At 35.3% G+C, this 21674-nt stretch carries 24 protein-coding genes and 1 other annotated feature; all 24 genes read left to right on the top strand.

Annotated features, from left to right (window positions below; all coding sequences use genetic code 11):
• Positions 1-52 precede the first annotated feature (52 nt).
• The 24 genes from rplK (at position 53) to rplE (ending at position 21660) form a co-directional block, all read left to right on the top strand.
• A complete protein-coding gene (gene rplK, locus ACZ5TJ_RS14205; RefSeq protein WP_039312772.1) occupies positions 53-478 on the top strand; it encodes a 50S ribosomal protein L11 in 426 nt (141 codons plus the stop codon).
• Between the two features lie 53 nt (positions 479-531).
• A complete protein-coding gene (rplA, locus tag ACZ5TJ_RS14200) occupies positions 532-1221 on the top strand; it encodes a 50S ribosomal protein L1 (protein WP_039312775.1) in 690 nt (229 codons plus the stop codon).
• A 43-nt stretch (positions 1222-1264) separates the two neighbouring features.
• Positions 1265-1398: a sequence feature (ribosomal protein L10 leader region), on the top strand.
• Positions 1399-1431: 33 nt separating this feature from the next.
• Complete coding sequence (rplJ, locus tag ACZ5TJ_RS14195; RefSeq protein WP_039312778.1) at positions 1432-1935, top strand: 50S ribosomal protein L10; 504 nt, start codon at positions 1432-1434, stop codon at positions 1933-1935.
• Between the two features lie 49 nt (positions 1936-1984).
• On the top strand, positions 1985-2350 hold the full coding sequence (gene rplL, locus ACZ5TJ_RS14190; RefSeq protein WP_039312781.1) for a 50S ribosomal protein L7/L12: 366 nt from the start codon (positions 1985-1987) through the stop codon (positions 2348-2350).
• A 364-nt stretch (positions 2351-2714) separates the two neighbouring features.
• Positions 2715-6419 (top strand): DNA-directed RNA polymerase subunit beta, encoded by a 3705-nt coding sequence (rpoB, locus tag ACZ5TJ_RS14185; protein WP_464200486.1) that lies wholly within the window; start codon positions 2715-2717, stop codon positions 6417-6419.
• 20 nt (positions 6420-6439) lie between these two features.
• A complete protein-coding gene (rpoC, locus tag ACZ5TJ_RS14180; protein ID WP_464200485.1) occupies positions 6440-9976 on the top strand; it encodes a DNA-directed RNA polymerase subunit beta' in 3537 nt (1178 codons plus the stop codon).
• A 204-nt stretch (positions 9977-10180) separates the two neighbouring features.
• Entirely contained in the window at positions 10181-10555 is a 375-nt protein-coding gene (gene rpsL, locus ACZ5TJ_RS14175; protein ID WP_024614758.1) for a 30S ribosomal protein S12, read from the top strand.
• A gap of 148 nt (positions 10556-10703) precedes the next feature.
• Positions 10704-11174, top strand: a complete 471-nt coding sequence (rpsG, locus tag ACZ5TJ_RS14170) for a 30S ribosomal protein S7 (protein ID WP_039312791.1) — start codon at positions 10704-10706, stop codon at positions 11172-11174.
• Positions 11175-11248: 74 nt separating this feature from the next.
• Entirely contained in the window at positions 11249-13321 is a 2073-nt protein-coding gene (fusA, locus tag ACZ5TJ_RS14165; protein WP_464200483.1) for an elongation factor G, read from the top strand.
• Positions 13322-13494: 173 nt separating this feature from the next.
• On the top strand, positions 13495-14688 hold the full coding sequence (tuf, locus tag ACZ5TJ_RS14160; RefSeq protein ID WP_039312760.1) for an elongation factor Tu: 1194 nt from the start codon (positions 13495-13497) through the stop codon (positions 14686-14688).
• Between the two features lie 500 nt (positions 14689-15188).
• Positions 15189-15497 (top strand): 30S ribosomal protein S10, encoded by a 309-nt coding sequence (rpsJ, locus tag ACZ5TJ_RS14155; RefSeq protein ID WP_008426564.1) that lies wholly within the window; start codon positions 15189-15191, stop codon positions 15495-15497.
• 77 nt (positions 15498-15574) lie between these two features.
• Positions 15575-16204, top strand: a complete 630-nt coding sequence (rplC, locus tag ACZ5TJ_RS14150) for a 50S ribosomal protein L3 (RefSeq protein WP_039312801.1) — start codon at positions 15575-15577, stop codon at positions 16202-16204.
• A gap of 25 nt (positions 16205-16229) precedes the next feature.
• Complete coding sequence (gene rplD / locus ACZ5TJ_RS14145; protein WP_039312803.1) at positions 16230-16850, top strand: 50S ribosomal protein L4; 621 nt, start codon at positions 16230-16232, stop codon at positions 16848-16850.
• Positions 16850-17143, top strand: coding sequence for a 50S ribosomal protein L23 (rplW, locus tag ACZ5TJ_RS14140; RefSeq protein ID WP_039312805.1), 294 nt, complete (start codon positions 16850-16852; stop codon positions 17141-17143). The genes rplD and rplW overlap by 1 nt, the downstream gene beginning before the upstream one ends.
• A 65-nt stretch (positions 17144-17208) precedes the next feature.
• A complete protein-coding gene (gene rplB, locus ACZ5TJ_RS14135; RefSeq protein WP_464200482.1) occupies positions 17209-18042 on the top strand; it encodes a 50S ribosomal protein L2 in 834 nt (277 codons plus the stop codon).
• Between the two features lie 63 nt (positions 18043-18105).
• A complete protein-coding gene (gene rpsS, locus ACZ5TJ_RS14130) occupies positions 18106-18381 on the top strand; it encodes a 30S ribosomal protein S19 (RefSeq protein WP_039312811.1) in 276 nt (91 codons plus the stop codon).
• A 25-nt stretch (positions 18382-18406) separates the two neighbouring features.
• The gene (gene rplV / locus ACZ5TJ_RS14125) at positions 18407-18739 is read left to right on the top strand and encodes a 50S ribosomal protein L22 (RefSeq protein ID WP_039312815.1); all 333 of its coding nucleotides are present in this window, start codon (positions 18407-18409) and stop codon (positions 18737-18739) included.
• A 19-nt stretch (positions 18740-18758) separates the two neighbouring features.
• Positions 18759-19424: a 30S ribosomal protein S3 gene (gene rpsC / locus ACZ5TJ_RS14120; RefSeq protein ID WP_039312818.1), complete on the top strand. Its 666-nt coding sequence runs from the start codon at positions 18759-18761 to the stop codon at positions 19422-19424.
• A gap of 17 nt (positions 19425-19441) precedes the next feature.
• A complete protein-coding gene (gene rplP, locus ACZ5TJ_RS14115) occupies positions 19442-19876 on the top strand; it encodes a 50S ribosomal protein L16 (RefSeq protein WP_039312820.1) in 435 nt (144 codons plus the stop codon).
• Positions 19876-20088, top strand: coding sequence for a 50S ribosomal protein L29 (gene rpmC, locus ACZ5TJ_RS14110; protein ID WP_039312823.1), 213 nt, complete (start codon positions 19876-19878; stop codon positions 20086-20088). Before rplP ends, rpmC begins: the two co-directional genes overlap by 1 nt.
• Before the next feature lie 21 nt (positions 20089-20109).
• Positions 20110-20364, top strand: a complete 255-nt coding sequence (gene rpsQ / locus ACZ5TJ_RS14105) for a 30S ribosomal protein S17 (RefSeq protein WP_039312826.1) — start codon at positions 20110-20112, stop codon at positions 20362-20364.
• Positions 20365-20398: 34 nt separating this feature from the next.
• Positions 20399-20767 carry a 50S ribosomal protein L14 gene (gene rplN / locus ACZ5TJ_RS14100; RefSeq protein WP_039312829.1) on the top strand — a complete coding sequence of 123 codons (369 nt, stop codon included), beginning with the start codon at positions 20399-20401 and terminating at the stop codon, positions 20765-20767.
• A 16-nt stretch (positions 20768-20783) separates the two neighbouring features.
• Positions 20784-21098, top strand: coding sequence for a 50S ribosomal protein L24 (rplX, locus tag ACZ5TJ_RS14095; RefSeq protein WP_039312832.1), 315 nt, complete (start codon positions 20784-20786; stop codon positions 21096-21098).
• Positions 21099-21120: 22 nt separating this feature from the next.
• A complete protein-coding gene (rplE, locus tag ACZ5TJ_RS14090) occupies positions 21121-21660 on the top strand; it encodes a 50S ribosomal protein L5 (protein ID WP_039312835.1) in 540 nt (179 codons plus the stop codon).
• Positions 21661-21674 lie beyond the last annotated feature (14 nt).

Below are 21674 nucleotides of genomic sequence, written 5' to 3'. Positions count from 1 at the left end.
AGGACAAAAAAATAATTGTCCGTATACACCACAGTATAGGAGGAATAACAAAATGGCTAAGAAAGTAACTGGAATGATTAAACTTCAACTTGCTGCTGGAAAGGCAACACCAGCACCACCAGTTGGTCCAGCTTTAGGACAACACGGTGTAAATATAATGGGATTCTGTAAGGAGTTTAATGCAAAGACTGCTAATCAAGCTGGATTAATAATACCAGTAGTAATCACAGTTTACCAAGATAGATCTTTTAGTTTTATATTAAAAACACCTCCAGCTGCAGTACTAATTAAGAAAGAATTAGGACTAGAAAGCGGATCAGGAGTTCCAAACAGAACAAAGGTTGGAAAATTAACTAAAGATCAATTAAGAAAGATCGCAGAAACAAAAATGCCAGACTTAAATGCTGCAAACATCGAAAGTGCTATGAGAATGATCGAAGGTACAGCTAAGAGTATGGGTGTAACTATTGAAGAGTAATTCACAAAAATAGTGGGAGGTAAAAACCGCTAATACCACAAAGGAGGCTTATTATGGGAAAGAAATATGTTGAAAGTGCAAAATTAATAGATAAAAGTGCTTTATATAATCCAGCAGAAGCGTTAGAGCTTGCTGTTAAAACTGCAAAAGCTAATTTCGATGAAACAATCGAATTACATGTAAGACTTGGAGTAGATCCAAGACATGCTGACCAACAAGTTAGAGGAGCAGTTGTTTTACCAAACGGAACTGGTAAAAATGTTAGAGTTTTAGTATTCGCTAAAGGTGACAAAGCTAAAGAAGCTCAAGAAGCGGGAGCAGATTTCGTTGGAGCTGAAGAATTAGTTCAAAAGATCCAATCAGAAAACTGGTTTGACTACGATGTAGTTGTAGCTACTCCAGACATGATGGGTGTAGTTGGTAGAATCGGTAGAGTTTTAGGACCTAAGGGATTAATGCCAAACCCTAAATCAGGAACAGTAACATTTGATGTTGCTAAAGCAATAGCTGAAATCAAAGCTGGTAAGGTTGAGTACAGAGTAGATAAGACTGCTATAGTACACTGCCCAATCGGAAAGAAGTCATTCGGAGCTGAAAAGTTACACGAAAACTTCAAAACATTAATGGATGCTTTAGTTAAAGCTAAACCAGCAGCAGCTAAGGGTCAATACATTAAGTCAGTAACAGTAACTAGCACAATGGGACCAGGAGCAAAAATTAACCCAGTAAAAGTTACAGAATAATTGTTGACTTAACTGAAAATTGATGATATAATCAATTTCGTTGAAAAAATGAAATAATGTTCCGTAGACAGTAGGTGCGGTTTCGCGTAACGTATAACTACCTACCGAGGGGTTCTGTAAATATATGATTTTTATAGGTCTTCCTCTGTCTACGGGAAGACCTTTTATAATACGAAAAAGCAGTTAATACTGTGAGGAGGTGGACACACAGTGAACAAGAATAGACAACTAAAGGAAGCAAGAGTTGCTGAGATTAAGGAAAAGTTAGAAAAAGCACAAAGCGTTGTTTTAACTAGCTACCAAGGTCTAACTGTTGAAGAAGACACAGCATTAAGAAAGAACTTAAGAGAAGCAGGAGTAGAGTACAAAGTATACAAAAATACTTTAGTTACTTTAGCAGCTAGAGAATTAGGTTTAGAAGGTATAGAAGAATACTTAGAAGGACCTGTTTCAATGGCATTCGGATACGAAGATGCTACAGCTCCAGCAAGAATCTTAAATGATTTCGCTAAGGATCACAAAAAGTTAGAATTAAAAGCAGGTGTAGTTGAAGGTCAAATCTACGACAAGGAAATGATCACAAAGATCGCTTCAATTCCATCAAAAGAAGTTCTTATTGCAAAACTTCTTGGAAGTATCAAGGCTCCATTATCAAACCTTGCATACTTATTAAATGCAATAAAAGAAAAGAAAGAAGCTGAATCAGCTGAATAATTAACTAAAAATAGTTAATGTGTTTTAAAATTTTGGAGGTGCAATTAAAATGACAAGAGAAGATATCATTCAAGCTATAAAAGAAATGAGCGTTTTAGAATTAAATGAATTAGTAACTGCTTGCGAAGAAGAATTCGGAGTAAGCGCTGCTGCACCAGTAGCAGTAGCAGGAGCAGTAGCTGGAGGAGCTGCAGCTGAAGAAAAGACTGAATTTGACGTAGTTTTAGCTAACGCTGGAGCTAACAAGATCAAAGTTATCAAAGCTGTAAGAGAATTAACTGGATTAGGATTAAAGGAAGCTAAAGAAATAGTTGACGGAGCTCCTAAGACAATCAAAGAAGCTGTTGCTAAAGAAGAAGCTGAAGACATGAAAGCTAAATTAGCTGAAGTTGGAGCTGAAGTAGAATTAAAGTAATTTAAACTTTAATTAATTTCAAAGTGATATAAAAGGTGCTAATTTTAGCACCTTTTTATATTCTAATCTTAAAATTGAAACTATATAAATTATCCTGAATTTATTGGATACTTTATATAGTTTTATTTATAAATAAAGAATAAAAAAATTATGAGATAGTAAATAGAAACATATTGACATTACAAATTTCTTGTGTTACTATCATTTAATGTACTGTTCAATATGGATAAGTATATTTAGTTGGAAAAATGAGTATAACCGTATAAAAGTTGGTTATACTAAAAAGATGACGCTGTCCGAAAGCTAAAGTCCCTAGGGAAGTTACGCTTTTGGTTATTTTAGTTTATACAAGGGGTGAAAATTCATGGTACATCCTGTCCAATCTGGAAAAAGAACAAGAATGAGTTTTGGTAAGGTTAAAGATGTAACAGAAATACCAAATCTTATAGAAGTACAATTAGATTCCTATCAATGGTTTTTAAGAGAGGGGTTACATGAAGTCTTTGATGACATCAATCCAATCGGAAACTTTACAGGGAATTTAGTACTTGAATTCGTTGATTACAAGCTTGATATGGATAATATCAAGTACACGGTGGAAGAGTGCAAGGAGAGAGATTCTACTTATGCTGCACCACTAAAGGTCTCAGTGAGACTTACAAACAATGAAACAGGAGAAATAAAAGAACAAGAAGTATTTATGGGAGATTTCCCATTAATGACTGAACAAGGTACTTTTATTATTAATGGTGCTGAAAGAGTTATCGTAAGCCAATTAGTAAGATCTCCAGGAGTATACTACAGCCAAAGCAGAGATAAGAGTGGTAAAAAACTATTCGCATCAACTGTTATACCAAATAGAGGTGCTTGGCTTGAGTATGAAACAGATTCTAATGACATAATTTCAGTAAGAATCGATAAAACAAGAAAACTTCCTATCTCAATATTAGCTAGAGCTATGGGATTTGGAAGCGACCAAGAATTAATTAACTATTTTGGCGAAGAAGAAAGATTCAAAGCTACAATAGAAAAAGACAACACTAAGACTAAAGAGGAAGCTTTACTTGAAATCTATAAGAGATTAAGACCAGGCGAACCACCAACAGTTGATAGTGCAGTTTCATTAATTGATTCTTTATTCTTTGATGCAAAAAGATATGATTTATCAAGAGTTGGTAGATACAAATTTAACAAAAAGTTAGCAATTAACTTAAGACTTGCAAACCAAATTGCTGCAGTTGACATAGTAAATCCTGCAACTGGAGAAATAATGGTAGAACAAGGTCAAAAAATCAGCAGAGATATGGCAGAAAAAATTCAAAATGCCGGAATAAACTCTGTAGATATATTAATTGAAGACAAAGTTATAAGAGTAATTGGTAACCACTTTGTTGATATCGCTAAACATGTATCATTTGATATAAGCGATCTTAACATTAAGGAATTAGTTCACTACCCAACTTTAATGGAAATTCTTGAAAATTATAGTGATGAAGAAACTATAAAAGAAGAAATAAAGAAAAACATAACAAGATTAATTCCAAAACATATCATAAAAGATGATATATTTGCAACTATAAGTTATGAATTAGGATTAGCTTATGGAATCGGATATGTTGATGATATAGACCACTTAGGTAATAGAAGATTAAGATCTGTTGGAGAATTACTACAAAACCAATTCAGAATTGGTTTATCAAGAATGGAAAGAGTAGTTAGAGAAAGAATGACTATTCAAGACCAAGAAGCAATCACTCCACAAATGTTAATTAATATAAGACCAGTTGCTGCAGCTATTAAAGAATTCTTTGGTAGTTCACAATTATCACAATTCATGGATCAAACAAATCCATTATCAGAATTAACTCATAAGAGAAGATTATCTGCCTTAGGACCAGGAGGTCTTTCAAGAGAAAGAGCAGGTTTCGAAGTTAGAGACGTTCACCACTCACATTATGGTAGAATGTGTCCTATAGAAACTCCAGAAGGACCAAACATAGGACTTATAAACTCTTTAGCTACATATGCAAGAGTTAATGAATATGGATTCATTGAAACTCCATATAGAATTGTAGATAAAGAAAACAGAAGAGCGACTGATGAAATAAGATACTTCACAGCAGATGAAGAAGATCAATATTTAGTAGCTAAAGCTAACGAACCATTAGACGAATCAGGACACTTCGTAAATGACAAGGTTACTGTTAGATATATGGAAGAAGTAATAGTAGTACCTTCAAATGAAGTAGATTTAATGGATATTTCACCAAGACAAATAGTATCTGTTGCTACAGCTATGATTCCTTTCCTTGAAAATGATGACGCATCTAGAGCACTTATGGGATCTAACATGCAACGTCAAGCAGTTCCACTATTAAAGCCACAAGCTCCAATAGTTGGTACAGGAATAGAATTTAGAGCAGCAGCTGACTCAGGGGTACTACCTAAAGCTAAAAATGCTGGAGTAGTAAGCTACGTTAGTGCAAGTGAAATAAAAGTTAAGAGAGATGTAGATGGTGGAATAGACACTTACAAACTTCTTAAATTCAAGAGAAGTAACCAAGGTACTTGTATAAACCAAAGACCTCTAGTTTCAATTGGAGAAATGGTATTTAAGAACCAAGTACTTGCAGATGGTCCTTCAACTGATTTAGGAGAAATAGCATTAGGAAAGAACATCAGAATGGGATTCATAACTTGGGAAGGTTATAACTACGAAGATGCGATGCTAATTTCAGAAGAATTAGTAAGAGAAGACGTATTTACATCAATCCATATAGAAAAATATGAATGTGAAGCAAGAGACACTAAACTTGGACCTGAAGAAATAACTAGGGATATTCCAAATGTGAGTGAAGATGCTTTAAAAGATATAGATGAAAGAGGAATAATCAGAATCGGTGCTGAAGTAAGATCAGGAGACATCTTAGTTGGTAAAGTTACTCCTAAGGGTGAAACTGAATTAACAGCAGAAGAAAGATTATTAAGAGCTATTTTCGGAGAAAAAGCAAGAGAAGTAAGAGATACTTCATTAAGAGTTCCTCATGGAGAAGCTGGTATCATAGTTGATATCAAAGTATTCACTAGAGAAAATGGTGATGAATTAAATCCAGGAGTTAACGAACTTGTAAGATGTTATATAGCTCAAAAGAGAAAAATATCAGTTGGAGATAAGATGGCCGGACGTCACGGTAACAAAGGGGTTATTTCAAGAGTACTTCCTGAAGAAGATATGCCTTTCTTACCAGATGGTAGACCACTTCAAATATGCTTAAATCCACTAGGGGTTCCATCACGTATGAACATCGGTCAGGTACTAGAAGTTCACTTAGGATGGGCAGCAAGCGCATTAGGCTGGCACATTGCTACACCAGTATTCGATGGTGCTACTGAATCAGATATAGAACAATGCTTACAAGATGCAGGATACAACGCAAACGGAAAGACTGTTTTATATGATGGTAGAACTGGAGAAGCCTTCGATAATGAAGTTACAGTTGGTATAATGTATATCCTAAAACTTGCTCACTTAGTTGATGATAAGATTCACGCAAGATCAACTGGTCCATACTCATTAGTTACTCAACAACCACTTGGAGGTAAAGCACAATTCGGTGGTCAAAGATTTGGTGAGATGGAAGTTTGGGCACTAGAAGCATACGGTGCAGCTCATACATTACAAGAAATCTTAACAGTTAAGTCAGATGACGTTGTTGGTAGAGTTAAGACTTACGAAGCAATAGTTAAGGGTGAAAATATACCTGAACCAGGAGTTCCAGAATCATTCAAGGTTCTTATAAAGGAATTACAAGCACTATGCTTAGACGTAAGAGTACTTAATGATAACAACCAAGAAGTTCAATTAAGAGAATTAACTGAAGAAAATGACTCAGCAGATTTAGAAGTAAATATTGAAGGAACAGAAGAGTTTGTTCAAGAACAACCAGCAGTAGAAAGTGACGACAATTATACTTCAGAAATAGAAGTTGAAGAAGAAGATTATGACGGTTTTCAACTAGAAGAATTTCAAGATAACTTAGAGCTTGATGATTTTAACGATGAACACTAATTTTGAAGGGAGGATTACCCTTGTTTGAATTAAATAATTTTGATGCCATACAAATAGGCTTAGCATCCCCTGAACAAATCAGAGAATGGTCAAGGGGAGAAGTTAAAAAACCAGAAACAATTAACTATAGAACTTTAAAACCAGAGAGAGACGGTTTATTCTGTGAAAGAATATTCGGACCTATGAAAGACTGGGAATGTCACTGTGGTAAATATAAGAGAGTTAGATATAAAGGTATAGTTTGTGACAGATGTGGAGTTGAAGTTACTAAAGCTAAAGTAAGAAGAGAAAGAATGGGGCATATTGAACTTGCTGCCCCAGTTTCTCACATTTGGTACTTCAAAGGAATTCCATCAAGAATGGGATTAATCCTTGATATGTCACCTAGATCATTAGAAAAGATTCTTTACTTTGCTTCATACGTAGTAGTTGATCCAAAGGAAACACCATTATTAAAGAAACAACTTCTTAACGAAAAAGAATATAGAGAAGCTGTTGATAAATATGGTGAAGAAAGCTTCGTAGCTGGAATGGGTGCTGAAGCTATACAACAACTTTTAGGTGAAATAGACTTAGAAGCTAGTTCAAAAGAACTAAAAGAAGAATTAAAACAAAGTACAGGTCAAAAGAAAGTAAGAATAATCAGAAGATTAGAAGTTGTAGAATCATTCAGAGCTTCAGGAAATGATCCAAGATGGATGATTGTAAATGTATTACCTGTAATCCCACCAGACATCAGACCAATGGTTCAATTAGATGGTGGAAGATTTGCAACATCAGACTTAAATGACCTATACAGAAGAGTTATCAACAGAAATAACAGATTAAAGAAGTTATTAGATTTAGGAGCACCTGACATAATCGTTAGAAACGAAAAGAGAATGCTTCAAGAAGCTGTTGATGCTTTAATAGATAACGGTAGAAGAGGAAGAGCTGTTACAGGACCTGGAAACAGACCTTTAAAATCTCTTTCAGATATGCTTAAAGGTAAGCAAGGTAGATTTAGACAAAACTTACTTGGTAAGAGAGTTGACTATTCTGGTAGATCAGTTATCGTTGTTGGACCAGAATTACAAATGTACCAATGTGGTCTTCCAAAAGAAATGGCAATTGAATTATTCAAGCCTTTCGTAATGAAGAAACTAGTTGAAGATGGAATAGCACACAACATAAAGAGTGCTAAGAGAATGGTAGAAAGAGTAATGCCACAAGTTTGGGATGTATTAGAAGAAGTTATTGCAGACCATCCAGTATTACTTAACCGTGCTCCGACTCTACACAGACTTGGAATTCAAGCTTTCCAACCTGTACTAGTTGAAGGAAGAGCTATTAAACTTCACCCATTAGTATGTACAGCATATAACGCTGACTTCGATGGTGACCAAATGGCGATTCACGTACCACTATCAGTTGAAGCTCAAGCAGAAGCTAGATTCTTAATGCTTGCAGCAGGAAACATAATGAAACCATCAGATGGTAAGCCAGTTTGTGTACCTACACAAGATATGGTTCTTGGTTCTTACTACATGACAATGGAAAAGGACGGAGCACTAGGAAGTGGAAAGTACTTCTCATCAAAAGATGAAGCAATAATGGCTTATCAAGTTAAAGCAATAGATATCCATGCTGATATAAATGTAAAAATGTTCAAAGAAATCGATGGAGAAATGAAATCAGGAATTATTAAGACTACTGTAGGTAAATTAATATTCAATGAATCAATTCCTCAAGATTTAGGATTTGTAGATAGAACAAACCCAGAAGAAATGTTTAACTTAGAAGTTGACTTCTTAATAACTAAAAAGTCATTAGGAAAGATAATTGATAAGTGTTACATGAAGCATGGTTCAACAAAAACTTCAATAATGCTAGATAGAATAAAAGCATTAGGATATCACTATTCATCAATCGGAGCGGTTACAGTTGCTGCATCAGATATGATAGTACCTCAAGCTAAATACGATCTATTAAAAGATGCTGATGAAACAGTAGAAAAGATAGAAAAGATGTATAAGAGAGGTTTCATATCAGAAGATGAAAGATATGAAAGAGTTATAGAAAAATGGACTAAGACAACAGAAGATGTTGCCGATGCGCTAATGGATAGCTTGGATAAATGGAATCCAATATTCATGATGGCTGACTCAGGAGCCAGAGGTTCTAAGTCACAGATCAAACAATTAGCAGGTATGAGAGGACTTATGGCAAGTCCATCAGGTAAAATCCTTGAATTACCAATCAGAGCATCATTCAGAGAAGGTCTTGATGTCCTAGAGTACTTCATATCAACTCACGGAGCTAGAAAAGGTAATGCAGATACAGCTCTTAAGACAGCCGATTCAGGATACTTAACAAGAAGACTTGTTGACGTATCACAAGACGTTATCGTTAGAGAAGAAGATTGTGGTACTCATGAAGGTATAGTAGTTTCTGAAATAAAAGAAGGAAACGAAATAGTAGAAGAATTAAAAGAAAGATTAACTGGTAGATACACAGCTGAAGATGTTATTCATCCAGAAACAGGGGAAATTTTAGTACCAAATGATACTTATATGGATCCTGAACTAGCTGAAAAAGTTTCAGATGCTGGTGTTAAGAAAGTTAAGATTAGATCAGTATTTACATGTTCATGTAAAATTGGTGTTTGCGCTAAGTGTTACGGTATGAACATGGCAACTGCTCAAAAAATAAATATTGGAGAAGCCGTTGGTATAATAGCTGCTCAATCAATCGGAGAACCAGGTACACAGCTTACAATGAGAACCTTCCATACAGGTGGGGTTGCATCAGCTGGAGATATCACTCAAGGTCTTCCAAGAGTTGAGGAATTATTCGAAGCTAGAAAACCAAAGGGTCTTGCAATAGTAAGTGAAATCAACGGTACTGTAAGAGTTGAAGAAACTAAGAAGAAGAGAACTGTTCACGTAATGGGTGATGACGGTGAAGAAGTAAGCTATGACATACCATTTGGATCAAGAGTTAAAGTTTCAAATGATGATTACATCGAAGCTGGAGACGAAATTACAGAAGGTTCAGTAAACCCTCACGACATCATGGCTATTAAAGGCGTTGATGGAGCTAGAAAATATCTTTTATCAGAAGTTCAAAAAGTTTATAGATTACAAGGTGTTGATATCAACGATAAGCACTTAGAAGTAGTTGTTAGACAAATGACTAGAAAGATAAAAGTTACTGAGTCAGGGGATACAGATCTTCTACCAGGTACTACTATAGATATATTTGACTTTGAAGAAGCAAATGCAAAAGTAAGAGAATTTGGCGGAGAAGAAGCACAAGGTGATCAAGTTTTACTTGGAATCACTAAGGCAGCTCTTGCTACTGATAGTTTCTTATCAGCAGCATCATTCCAAGAAACAACAAGAGTTCTTACTGAAGCAGCAATCAAAGGAAAAATAGATCCACTTGTAGGATTAAAAGAAAATGTAATAATAGGTAAATTCATTCCAGCTGGTACTGGAATGAATAGATATAAATCTGAAAGATTAGATATCGAAGATAATATCTTAGAAGAAGATGTTATTGTAAATGTTGAATAAAAATTAAATTTATTGACATGAGTATTTTTAAATGATAAAATACGTGTTGTGTGTTAATTAAACACACATAAAACAATGTCTACATTGCTTCACTGAGGCAAAAGTTAAACTTTGCCTCATGAAGCTTTTTATAGTAATGTAGGCAACATAAGTTGTTTTATCTAATATTTTATATAGATAAATGAAAATTCAGGAGGTGAAGAAATGCCAACTATAAGCCAATTAGTAAGAAAAGGAAGAAAAGCTGCTGTTAACCAATCAACTGCACCAGCTCTAAAAAACTGTCCACAAAAAAGAGGAGTTTGTACAGTAGTTAAAACATCAACTCCTAAGAAGCCTAACTCAGCCCTAAGAAAGGTTGCCAGAGTAAGACTTACAAATGGATATGAAGTAACTGCATACATTGGTGGTGTAGGACACAACTTACAAGAACATAGTGTTGTTCTTATAAGAGGTGGAAGAGTTAAGGACCTTCCTGGGGTTAGATACCATATCGTAAGAGGAGCACTAGACTGTGCTGGAGTAGCTAACAGAATGCAAGGAAGATCAAAGTACGGTGCTAAGAGACCTAAGAAATAGGAATCTTAAACTAATGTAGTGCTTATCTTCGGCATTTACATAGATTTATAACTTAAGTTTATATAGATGTAAAAGAGAAGCACTTTGCGATATTTTAAATATCGAGTACCGATGAACTTAAATTTAAATTGTTAAGGAGGGAAGAAAAGTGCCAAGAAAAGGACATATAGCAAAAAGAGACGTTTTAGCTGATCCAGTTTACAACTCAAAGGTTGTTACTAAGTTAATAAACGGAATCATGTTAGACGGTAAAAAAGGAGTAGCACAAAAAATATGCTACCAAGCATTTGAAACAATAGCAGAGAAGACTGGCAGAGATGCTTTAGAAGTATTCGAAGAAGCTATGAACAATATAATGCCATTACTAGAAGTTAAGGCAAGAAGAATAGGTGGGGCGACTTACCAAGTTCCAATAGAAGTTAGAGCAGAAAGAAGACAGACTTTAGGTATCAGATGGATGCTAGATGCTGCTAGAAAAAGAGGAGAAAAGTTAATGTATGAGAGATTAGCAGGTGAATTATTAGACGCTGCTAATAATACAGGAGCAGCCGTTAAGAAGAGAGAAGATACTCATAAGATGGCTGAAGCTAACAAAGCATTCGCTCACTACAGATACTAATTTCAGGACTGTTTTGGCTTCAGCCAAAACAGTTTTGTTGAATTTAAAATTACTCGTTGAGAGGAGGAATTATTGTGACAAGAGAGTTTCCTTTAGATAAATTTCGTAATATAGGAATCATGGCTCATATAGATGCTGGTAAAACAACAACTACTGAGCGTATATTATTCTACACTGGTAGAACTCATAAAATTGGAGAAACACATGATGGTGCTTCACAAATGGACTGGATGGCACAAGAGCAAGAAAGAGGTATAACAATCACTTCTGCTGCTACATTCTGTCAATGGAAAGGTTATGCTATAAACATAATCGATACTCCAGGACACGTAGATTTTACTGTTGAGGTTGAAAGATCATTAAGATGTCTAGATAGTGCTATCACTGTACTAGATGCTAAGAGTGGGGTTGAACCACAAACAGAAACAGTTTGGACACAAGCTGATAACTATGGAGTACCAAGAGCTATCTATGTAAACAAGATGGACGCTACTGGTGCTGACTTCTACGCATGTATAAACTCAGTAAGAGAAAGATTAAAAGCTAACGCTGTAGCTATACAAATACCAATAGGTGCTGAAGATACTTTCGCAGGTATGATAGACCTTATCGAAAATGTAGCACTTATACACAAAGATGACTTAGGAAAAGACATCGAAAGAGGAGCAATCCCAGCTGAATTACAAGATAAAGCAGAAGAATACAGAAACTTAATGATAGAAGCAATAGCTGAAACTGATGAAGAGTTAATGATGAAATACTTAGATGGTGAAGAATTAACTAAAGAAGAGTTAAAAGCAGCTTTAAGAAAAGCTACTATCAACAATGAAATAGTTCCTGTAATCTGTGGTTCATCATACAAGAACAAAGGTGTTCAAGAAATGATCGACTTAGTTGTTGATTACTTACCATCACCAATAGATATACCAGCTGTTAAAGGTATATCAGTTGATGACCCAGACGTAGAATTAGAAAGAGAGGCTAGCGATGATGCTCCAATGTCAGCATTAGCATTCAAGATAGCTACTGACCCATTCGTAGGAAGACTTGCATTTACAAGAGTTTACTCAGGTATAATGGAAAGTGGTACTTACGTTCTTAACTCAACTAAGGGTAAGAAAGAAAGAATCGGTAGATTAGTTAAGATGCACGCTAACTCAAGAGAAGAAATCAGCGAATTAAGAGCTGGAGACTTAGGTGCTATAGTTGGATTAAAGAATACAACTACAGGAGATACTTTATGTGATGAAGCAAATCCAATCATCCTTGAAAGTATGGAATTCCCAGAACCAGTTATCTCAATCGCTATCGAACCAAAGACTAAGGCTGGTCAAGAAAAGATGGGTATCGCTTTAGCTAAGTTAGCTGAAGAAGATCCAACATTCAAGACTTGGACTGATCAAGAAACTGGTCAAACAATCATCGCTGGTATGGGTGAATTACACTTAGATATCATCGTTGATAGATTACAAAGAGAATTCAAAGTTGAATGTAACGTAGGTGCTCCACAAGTTGCTTACAAAGAAACTATCAGAAAAGCTGTTAAGGCTGAAGGTAAGTTCGTAAGACAATCAGGTGGTAGAGGACAATACGGACACTGCTGGATCGAAATGATGCCAACAGAAGGAGAATATGAATTCGAAAATGCTATTGTTGGGGGAGCAATTCCAAGAGAATACATTCCAGCAGTAGATAATGGTATCCAAGAAGCTGCTGAAAGCGGTGTTATTGCTGGATTCCCAACTATAAACTTCAAAGTTAAATGTTTCGATGGTTCATACCATGATGTCGATTCATCAGAAATGGCCTTCAAGATCGCTGGATCAATGGCATTCAAGAATGCTATGAAGAAAGCAGATCCTACATTACTAGAACCTACAATGAAGGTTGAAGTAATTGTACCAGAAGAGTACATGGGAGATGTTATTGGTGACATCAACTCAAGAAGAGGTAGAATGGAAGGTATGGAACAAAGAAATGGTCGTCAAGTTATCAGAGCATACGTTCCACTATCAGAAATGTTCGGATATGCAACTGCATTAAGATCAAAAACTCAAGGTAGAGGAACTTACGTAATGGTATTTGACCACTACGAAGAAGTACCAAAGAACATTCAAGAAGAAATAGCTGGTAAAAAAGCTAAGTAGTTCTTAAAATAATTAGAGAGAGTTACTTAAATTAAGTAACTTCTCTCAATAAATAAGGTGTAAAGATTTCTAAATTTATTTGGAAACTTTTCATATCAAATATATAATATTGATTAAACGGTTATTATAATAATGAAAATTCATTATTATTTGGCAATGAAGGAGGAATAACAATGTCAAAAGCAAAATTCGAAAGAAGTAAACCACACGTTAACATTGGAACAATAGGTCACGTAGACCACGGTAAAACTACATTAACAGCAGCTATTACAACAGTATTAGCTAACAAGGGATTCGCTGAATCATTCAAATATGACGAAATCGATAAGGCTCCAGAAGAAAAAGAAAGAGGAATCACAATCAACACAGCTCACGTTGAATACGAAACAGACAACAGACACTACGCTCACGTTGACTGTCCAGGACACGCTGACTACGTTAAGAACATGATCACAGGAGCTGCTCAAATGGACGGAGCTATCTTAGTTTGTTCAGCAGCAGATGGTCCAATGCCTCAAACAAGAGAACACATCCTACTAGCTTCAAGAGTTGGAGTTGATCACATCGTAGTATTCTTAAACAAAGCAGATATGGTTGATGACGAAGAATTATTAGAATTAGTAGAAATGGAAATCAGAGAATTATTAAGCGAATACAACTTCCCAGGAGATGATATTCCAGTAATAACAGGATCAGCTTTAAGAGCTTTAGAAAACCCAACTGATCCAGAAGCAACAGCTTGCATCGATGAATTAATGGCAGCAGTAGATAGCTATATCCCAACTCCAGAAAGAGCAACAGATAAGCCATTCTTAATGCCAATCGAAGATGTATTCACAATCACTGGTAGAGGAACAGTTGCAACAGGAAGAGTTGAAAGAGGTATCTTAACTGTTGGAGCAGAAGTTGAAATCGTAGGAATCAAAGAAGAAATCAAGAAGACTGTAGTAACAGGAATCGAAATGTTCAGAAAGTTATTAGACGAAGCGCAAGCTGGAGATAACGTTGGAGTACTTTTAAGAGGTATCCAAAGAACAGAAATCGAAAGAGGTCAAGTACTTGCTAAACCAGGTACAGTTAACCCACACAAGAAGTTCGTAGGTCAAGTATACGTACTTAAGAAAGAAGAAGGTGGAAGACATACTCCATTCTTCGATGGATACAGACCACAATTCTACTTCAGAACAACTGACGTTACAGGATCAATCAAATTACCAGAAGGAATGGAAATGGTAATGCCAGGAGACCACATCGACATGAACGTTGAATTAATCACTCCAGTAGCAATGGATGAAGGATTAAGATTCGCTATCAGAGAAGGTGGAAGAACTGTAGGTTCAGGAGTTGTTACTAGCATAATAGAATAATTTCTATTGAAATAGTAAATAGCTTTAATTATAAAAGATAATAATTACTTTTAATATAAAATAGCAGGGGAGACGTCCTCTGCTATTTTTTGTATAGAAAATTACAAATAATGTAATACTATAAAATGAGGTAAAAGTTTACACAGGCATTATAAATATTTACAGAAAAAAATGCTTGATAAATTAAAAAAATACTATTAAAATATAAAAAGCGAGTTAATTCTAACAGAAAAATATATGAATTTAATTAAAAAAAATTAAAAATTATTACTTGATAATTTACTAAATAGATAGTATAATATAGAAGTTGTATAGCATGCGGCGATGAGTCAAGAGGTTGCCGGACTTCCGGGGAATTCTTGATGAGTAAGTCAGGATCTAGAATCCGACGACAGGGATTCTATGCTTTTCTAGTTATTATGAAACACCAGGAACAGTTTATAGAAGAACCGCTGTTGTACGTTAGAAGTAAAGCGTACATGAAAAGGAGGGAAACCAAGATGTCAAAACAAAAAATAAGAATCAGATTAAAGGCTTTTGATCACACTATATTAGATCAATCAGCAGAAAAAATCGTTGAAACTGCAAAGACAACAGGAGCTAAGGTTGTAGGGCCAGTACCTCTACCAACAGAAAAAGATGTTGTTACTATATTAAGAGCAGTTCACAAATATAAGGACTCAAGAGAACAGTTCGAAATAAGAACTCACAAGAGACTTATAGATATCGTTAATCCATCACCTAAGACTGTTGATGCATTAATGAGATTAAATCTACCAGCAGGTGTAGATATCGAAATAAAGCTATAATAGCAAAATTATAATAAAGACATTGAACTATTATGATTGCTTAGCAATCCGCTAATAAGTTTGGGAGGTGTAAATACATGAAAAAAGCTATAATTGGTAAGAAAATAGGAATGACTCAAATTTTCGATGAAAATGGTAAAGTAATTCCAGTAACAGTTGTAGAAGCAGGTCCATGTGTTGTAACTCAAAAGAAAACTATCGAAAAAGATGGTTATGATGCAATACAAGTTGGTTTTGGAGAAGTAAGAGAAAAGTTACTTAACAAGCCAGCAAAGGGACACTTCGCAAAAGCAGGAGTTTCATTAAGAAGAACTCTTAAAGAATTTAGATTAGAAGATACTAGCGCATACGAAGTAGGCCAAGAAATAAAGGCTGACGTATTTGCAGTAGGAGATAAGGTAGACGTATCAGGAGTTTCTAAAGGTAAGGGATTCCAAGGTGTTATCAAGAGATGGAACCAACAAAGAGGTCCTATGACACACGGTTCTAAGTTCAAGAGAGCACCAGGTTCAATGGGAGCTGCTTCAGACCCATCAAGAACATTCAAAAACAAAAAAATGCCAGGACACATGGGAGCTGCTAACACTACAGTATTAAACTTAGAAGTAGTTAAAGTTATAGCAGAAAAGAACTTAATATTAATTAAGGGTGGAATTCCAGGTCCAAACAAGAGCAAAGTAGTAATAAGAAATACAGTTAAGGCTTAATTTCTTAAGGAAAGGAGGAAGCAGGATGCCTACAGTAGGATTATTCAATAAAGAAGGTAAAAAAGTTGGAGATTTCCAATTAAACGAAAATATATTCGGAACTGAAATAAACGCAAACGCTATGCACCAAGTAGTTGTTGCATTATTAGCTAACAAGAGACAAGGAACTCAATCAGCTAAAACAAGAGCTGAAGTTAGAGGAGGCGGAATCAAGCCTTGGAGACAAAAAGGAACTGGTAGAGCAAGACAAGGTTCAATCAGAGCTCCACAATGGATCAAAGGTGGTATTGTATTCGCACCAAAGCCAAGAGATTACAGAATGGCTATACCAAAGAGCATGAAGAGAGTTGCTATGATGTCAGCATTATCAAGCAAAGTTCAAGAAGGACAAATGCTTGTTGTTGAAGATTTAGCATTCGATTCAATCAAAACTAAGAATGTAGTTAACATGCTAAACGCAATGGAAGCTAAGAAGACTTTAATCGTAACAGCTGAGTCAAACGAAGTTGTTTACAAGTCAGCTAGAAACATTGAAGGTGTAGCAGTTATCCCTGCAAACAACATCAATGTATATGACTTACTTAAGTTTGAAAAAGTAGTTATGACTAAAGATGCTGTATCAAAGATTGAGGAGGTGTACGCATAATGAATTTAACAAGCCATGATATAATAAGAAAGCCTGTTATTACTGAAAAGAGTATGGCAGCAATGGCAGAAAATAAGTACACTTTCATAGTTCACATAAGTGCTAACAAATCTCAAATAAAGAGAGCAGTTGAAGAAGTTTTCAACGTAAAAGTTGCAGATGTAAAGACTAGCAGAACTATGGGAAAAACTAAGAGAATGGGCGTACATGTAGGAAAGAGAGCTGACTACAAGAAAGCGATCGTTACATTAGCTGAAGGCAGCACTATTGAATTCTTTGAAGGAATGCAATAGACGTCAATAAGGTGATTTATTGGTGTTTATAACACCAGATAAGCTGAAAGAAGGAGGGAAATTAAATGGCAGTTAAAACATTTAGACCTACAACACCATCAAGAAGAAACATGACTATGCCAACATTTGAAGAAATAACTACAAATGCACCTGAAAAGTCACTTTTAGTTTCTTTAAAGAAAACTGGTGGTAGAAATGCACAAGGTAAAATAACTGTAAGACACCACGGTGGTGGCGCTAAGAGAAAATATAGAATAATTGATTTCAAGAGAAATAAGGACGGTATCCCAGCAAAGGTTGCAACTGTAGAATACGATCCAAATAGATCAGCATACATTGCATTAGTTGTATACGCAGACGGAGAAAAGAGATACATAATCGCTCCAGCAGGATTAAAAGTTGGCGATGTTGTAGTATCAGGACCAGAAGCAGATATCAAGCCAGGTAACACTTTACCATTAGCTAACATCCCAGTTGGTACATTCATCCACAACGTTGAATTACAAGCAGGAAAAGGAGCTCAATTAGTAAGAGCTGCTGGTGGATCAGCACAATTAATGGCTAAAGAAGGTAAATACGCTACTTTAAGATTACCATCAGGTGAAATGAGATATGTTAGAATCGAATGTAGAGCTACAGTTGGTTCAGTATCAAATTCAACTAACGATATCGTTAAGATCGGTAAAGCTGGTAGAAAGAGACACATGGGTATCAGACCAACAGTTAGAGGATCAGTAATGAACCCTTGCGATCACCCTCACGGTGGTGGTGAAGGTAAGTCACCAGTAGGTAGACCAAGTCCAATGACTCCATGGGGTAAACCAGCACTTGGATACAAGACTAGAAAGAATAAGAAATACTCAGATAAATTCATTATCAAGGGTAGAAATAAGAAATAGTCTGAAGAGAATGTTAATTCTCTTCAAGGCTACAGCCTAAATATGTGAAGGGAGGCAATTATAGTGAGTAGATCAATCAAAAAAGGACCTTTCGTCCACAAGGGACTATTAAAGAAAATAGAAGAAATGAATGCTAGTGGTGAAAAGAAAGTTGTAAAAACTTGGTCAAGAAGTTCAACAATTTTCCCTCAAATGATAGGACACACAATAGCTGTTCATGATGGTAGAAAACATATCCCTGTATATGTATCAGAAGATATGGTAGGACACAAATTAGGTGAATTTTCACTAACTAGAACATTTAGAGGACATGACGACAAGTCATCAAAAAGAAAGTAGTAGAGCCTGGAAAGGAGGATCATAAATGGAAGCTAGAGCTATAGCTAAATATGTAAGAATGTCTCCAATAAAGGTAGGAGCTGTTCTTGATTTAATAAGAGGAAAGAATGTAAGAGAAGCATCAGCTATCTTAGAATATACTCCAAGAGAAGCAGCAGTAGCAATAAAGAAAGTGTTACATTCAGCTGTTGCTAATGCAGAAAATAATCACGGATTAGATGCCGATAGATTATACGTTTCAGATGCATATGTAGGCCACGGTCCAACATTAAAGAGATTCAGACCAATGGATCACGGTAAGGCATTCAGAATTAACAAGAGAACAAGTCATATAACAGTAGTTGTTAAAGAAAGATAGAAGAAGGAGGGAATTCGAAGTGGGTCAAAAAGTAAATCCTCATGGACTTAGAGTAGGAGTTATCAAAGGATGGGACGCAAAATGGTACGCTAACAAAAAAGATTTTGCTGACAATCTTGTAGAAGATAACAAAATAAGACAATTCGTTAAAAAGGAACTTTTCTCAGCTGGTATTTCAAAAATCGAAATCGAAAGAGCAGCTAAAAGAGTTAAGTTAAATATATATACTGCTAAACCTGGTGTTGTCATCGGAAAAGGTGGAGCAGGAATAGAAGCTTTAAAAAATAAATTAACTTCATTTGTTTCAGGAAAGAACGTTCTTATAAACATAGTAGAAGTTAAAAATGTTGAGTCAGACGCTCAATTAATGGCTGAAAATATAGCAGCACAATTAGAAAAGAGAATATCATTCAGAAGAGCTATGAAGCAAGTTATCCAAAGAGGAATGAAGCAAGGAGTTAAAGGTGTTAAAACTGCTTGTTCAGGAAGATTAGGTGGAGCTGAAATAGCTAGAACTGAGCAATATCATGAAGGTACAATTCCACTACAAACTTTAAGAGCTGATATCGATTATGGATTTGCAGAAGCAGATACAACATACGGTAAAATCGGAGTTAAGGTTTGGGTTTATAATGGAGAAATTCTTCCAACTAAAAAAGTTGAAAAGGAAGAAGCTAACGCATAAGAAAGGAGGAATAAATCATGTTAATGCCTAAAAGAGTTAAGCATCGTAAGGTACAACGTGGTAGAATGAAAGGTAAAGCAACAAGAGGAAATTTCCTAGCATACGGAGATTTCGGTATTCAAGCTAATACTTGTGGATGGATCACAAGTAACCAAATAGAAGCTGCCAGAATTGCTATAAATAGATATATCAAAAGAGGAGGAAAACTTTGGATAAAGATTTTCCCAGATAAGCCAGTTACTGCAACACCTGCCGAAACTAGAATGGGTAAAGGTAAAGGGGCAGTAGAATACTGGGTAGCAGTAGTTAAACCAGGTAGAGTATTATTTGAATTATCTGGAGTTAATGAAGAAGTTGCAAGAGAAGCTATGAGACTTGCATCACACAAACTTCCTGTAAAGACTAAGTTCGTTACAAGAAGAGATTTTGAGGAAATGGGTGGTGAAGAATAATGAAGGCTAGAGAATTAAAAGAATTAAGAGCAAGTAATCCTCAAGATTTAAAAGCTAAATTAGGAGAACTTAAAGCTGAATTATTCAACTTAAGATTCCAATTAGCTACAGGACAATTAGAAAATCCTATGAGAATAAGAGAAGTAAAGAAGTCTATAGCCCAAATAAAAACCATCTTAAGACAAGAAGAGTTAAGGGTTGTTGAACAGTAATCTGGAAGGAGGTAAGCCTTAATGGAAAGAGGACTAAGAAAAAAGAAAATCGGAAGAGTTGTTTCTGATAAAATGGATAAAACTATCGTAGTTGCTATTGAAACTAAAGTAAGACATCCACTATACGGAAAGACTGTTAACAGAACTACTAAGTTCAAAGCTCATGATGAAAAAAATGAAGCACAAGTTAATGATAGAGTTTTAATAATGGAAACAAGACCTTTATCAAAAGACAAGAGATGGAGACTTGTTGAAATAGTTGAAAAGGCTAAATAATATAGCTTAAAGACTGAAAGGAGGGTAATTTTCAATGATACAACAACAAACTAGATTAAAAGTAGCTGATAACTCAGGTGCAAAGGAAATTATGTGCATAAGAGTTTTAGGCGGATCTAAGAGAAAGTACGGTAACATTGGAGACATAATAGTTGCTAGCGTTAAAAGTGCAACACCAGGCGGAGTTGTTAAAAAAGGCGAAGTAGTAAAAGCTGTTATTGTTAGATCAGTAAAAGGAATAAGAAGAGCAGACGGATCATACGTAAAATTCGATGAAAATGCTGCTGTTATAATAAAAGATGATAAGCAACCAAAAGGAACACGTATCTTTGGACCTGTTGCTAGGGAGCTAAGAGATAAAGAATTCAATAAAATATTATCATTAGCACCAGAAGTTCTATAATAAGGAGGTGGCTAACTTGAAAATACACGTAAAGAAGAACGACACAGTTGTTGTTATATCAGGAAAAGATAAAGGAAAAACTGGTGAAGTTTTAAAAGTATTCCCTAAAACTGGAAAGGTTCTAGTTCAAGGAGTTAACATAGTAAAGAAGCACCAAAAAGCAGGTAGAACTCAAGCTGAAAGTGCTATAATCGAAAGAGAAGCTGCTATAAACAGCTCAAAGGTAATGTTATATTGTACAAAGTGCAAAAAAGCTACTAGAATTAGCAATAAAATCTTAGAAGATGGCGCTAAAGTAAGAGTATGCAAAAAGTGCGGAGAAACATTCTAGAAATTGAAAGGAGGTTAACAATATGACAAGACTTCAAGATAAGTATGAAAAAGAGATAATTCCAGCTATGATGGAAAAGTTCGGATATAAAAATGTAATGCAAGTCCCAAGACTTGAAAAAATAGTAATCAACATGGGTGTTGGTGAAGCTAAAGAAAATCAAAAGGTTTTAGAATCAGCAGTTAGCGATTTAACTCTAATAAGTGGTCAAAAGCCAATATTAACAAGAGCTAAGAAATCAGTTGCTAACTTCAAGATAAGAGAAAACATGGCATTAGGATGTAAAGTTACATTAAGAAAAGCAAAGATGTATGAATTTGCTGATAAGTTAATGTCAATTGCTTTACCAAGAGTTAGAGACTTTAGAGGAATTTCAGCTAAGTCATTTGACGGTAGAGGAAATTACTCATTAGGAATTAAAGAACAATTAATATTCCCAGAAATTGAGTACGATAAGATCGATAAAGTAAGAGGAATGGATATAATCTTCGTAACAACAGCTAACACTGACGAAGAAGCAAGAGAATTATTAAGATTCCTTGGAATGCCATTTGCTCAATAATAAGGAGGGATAAT

The sequence above is a fragment of the Clostridium budayi genome, assembly GCF_055396605.1.
Note: the sequence above shows the minus strand (reverse complement) of the source record. Positions and strands in the feature narration are given on the sequence as shown.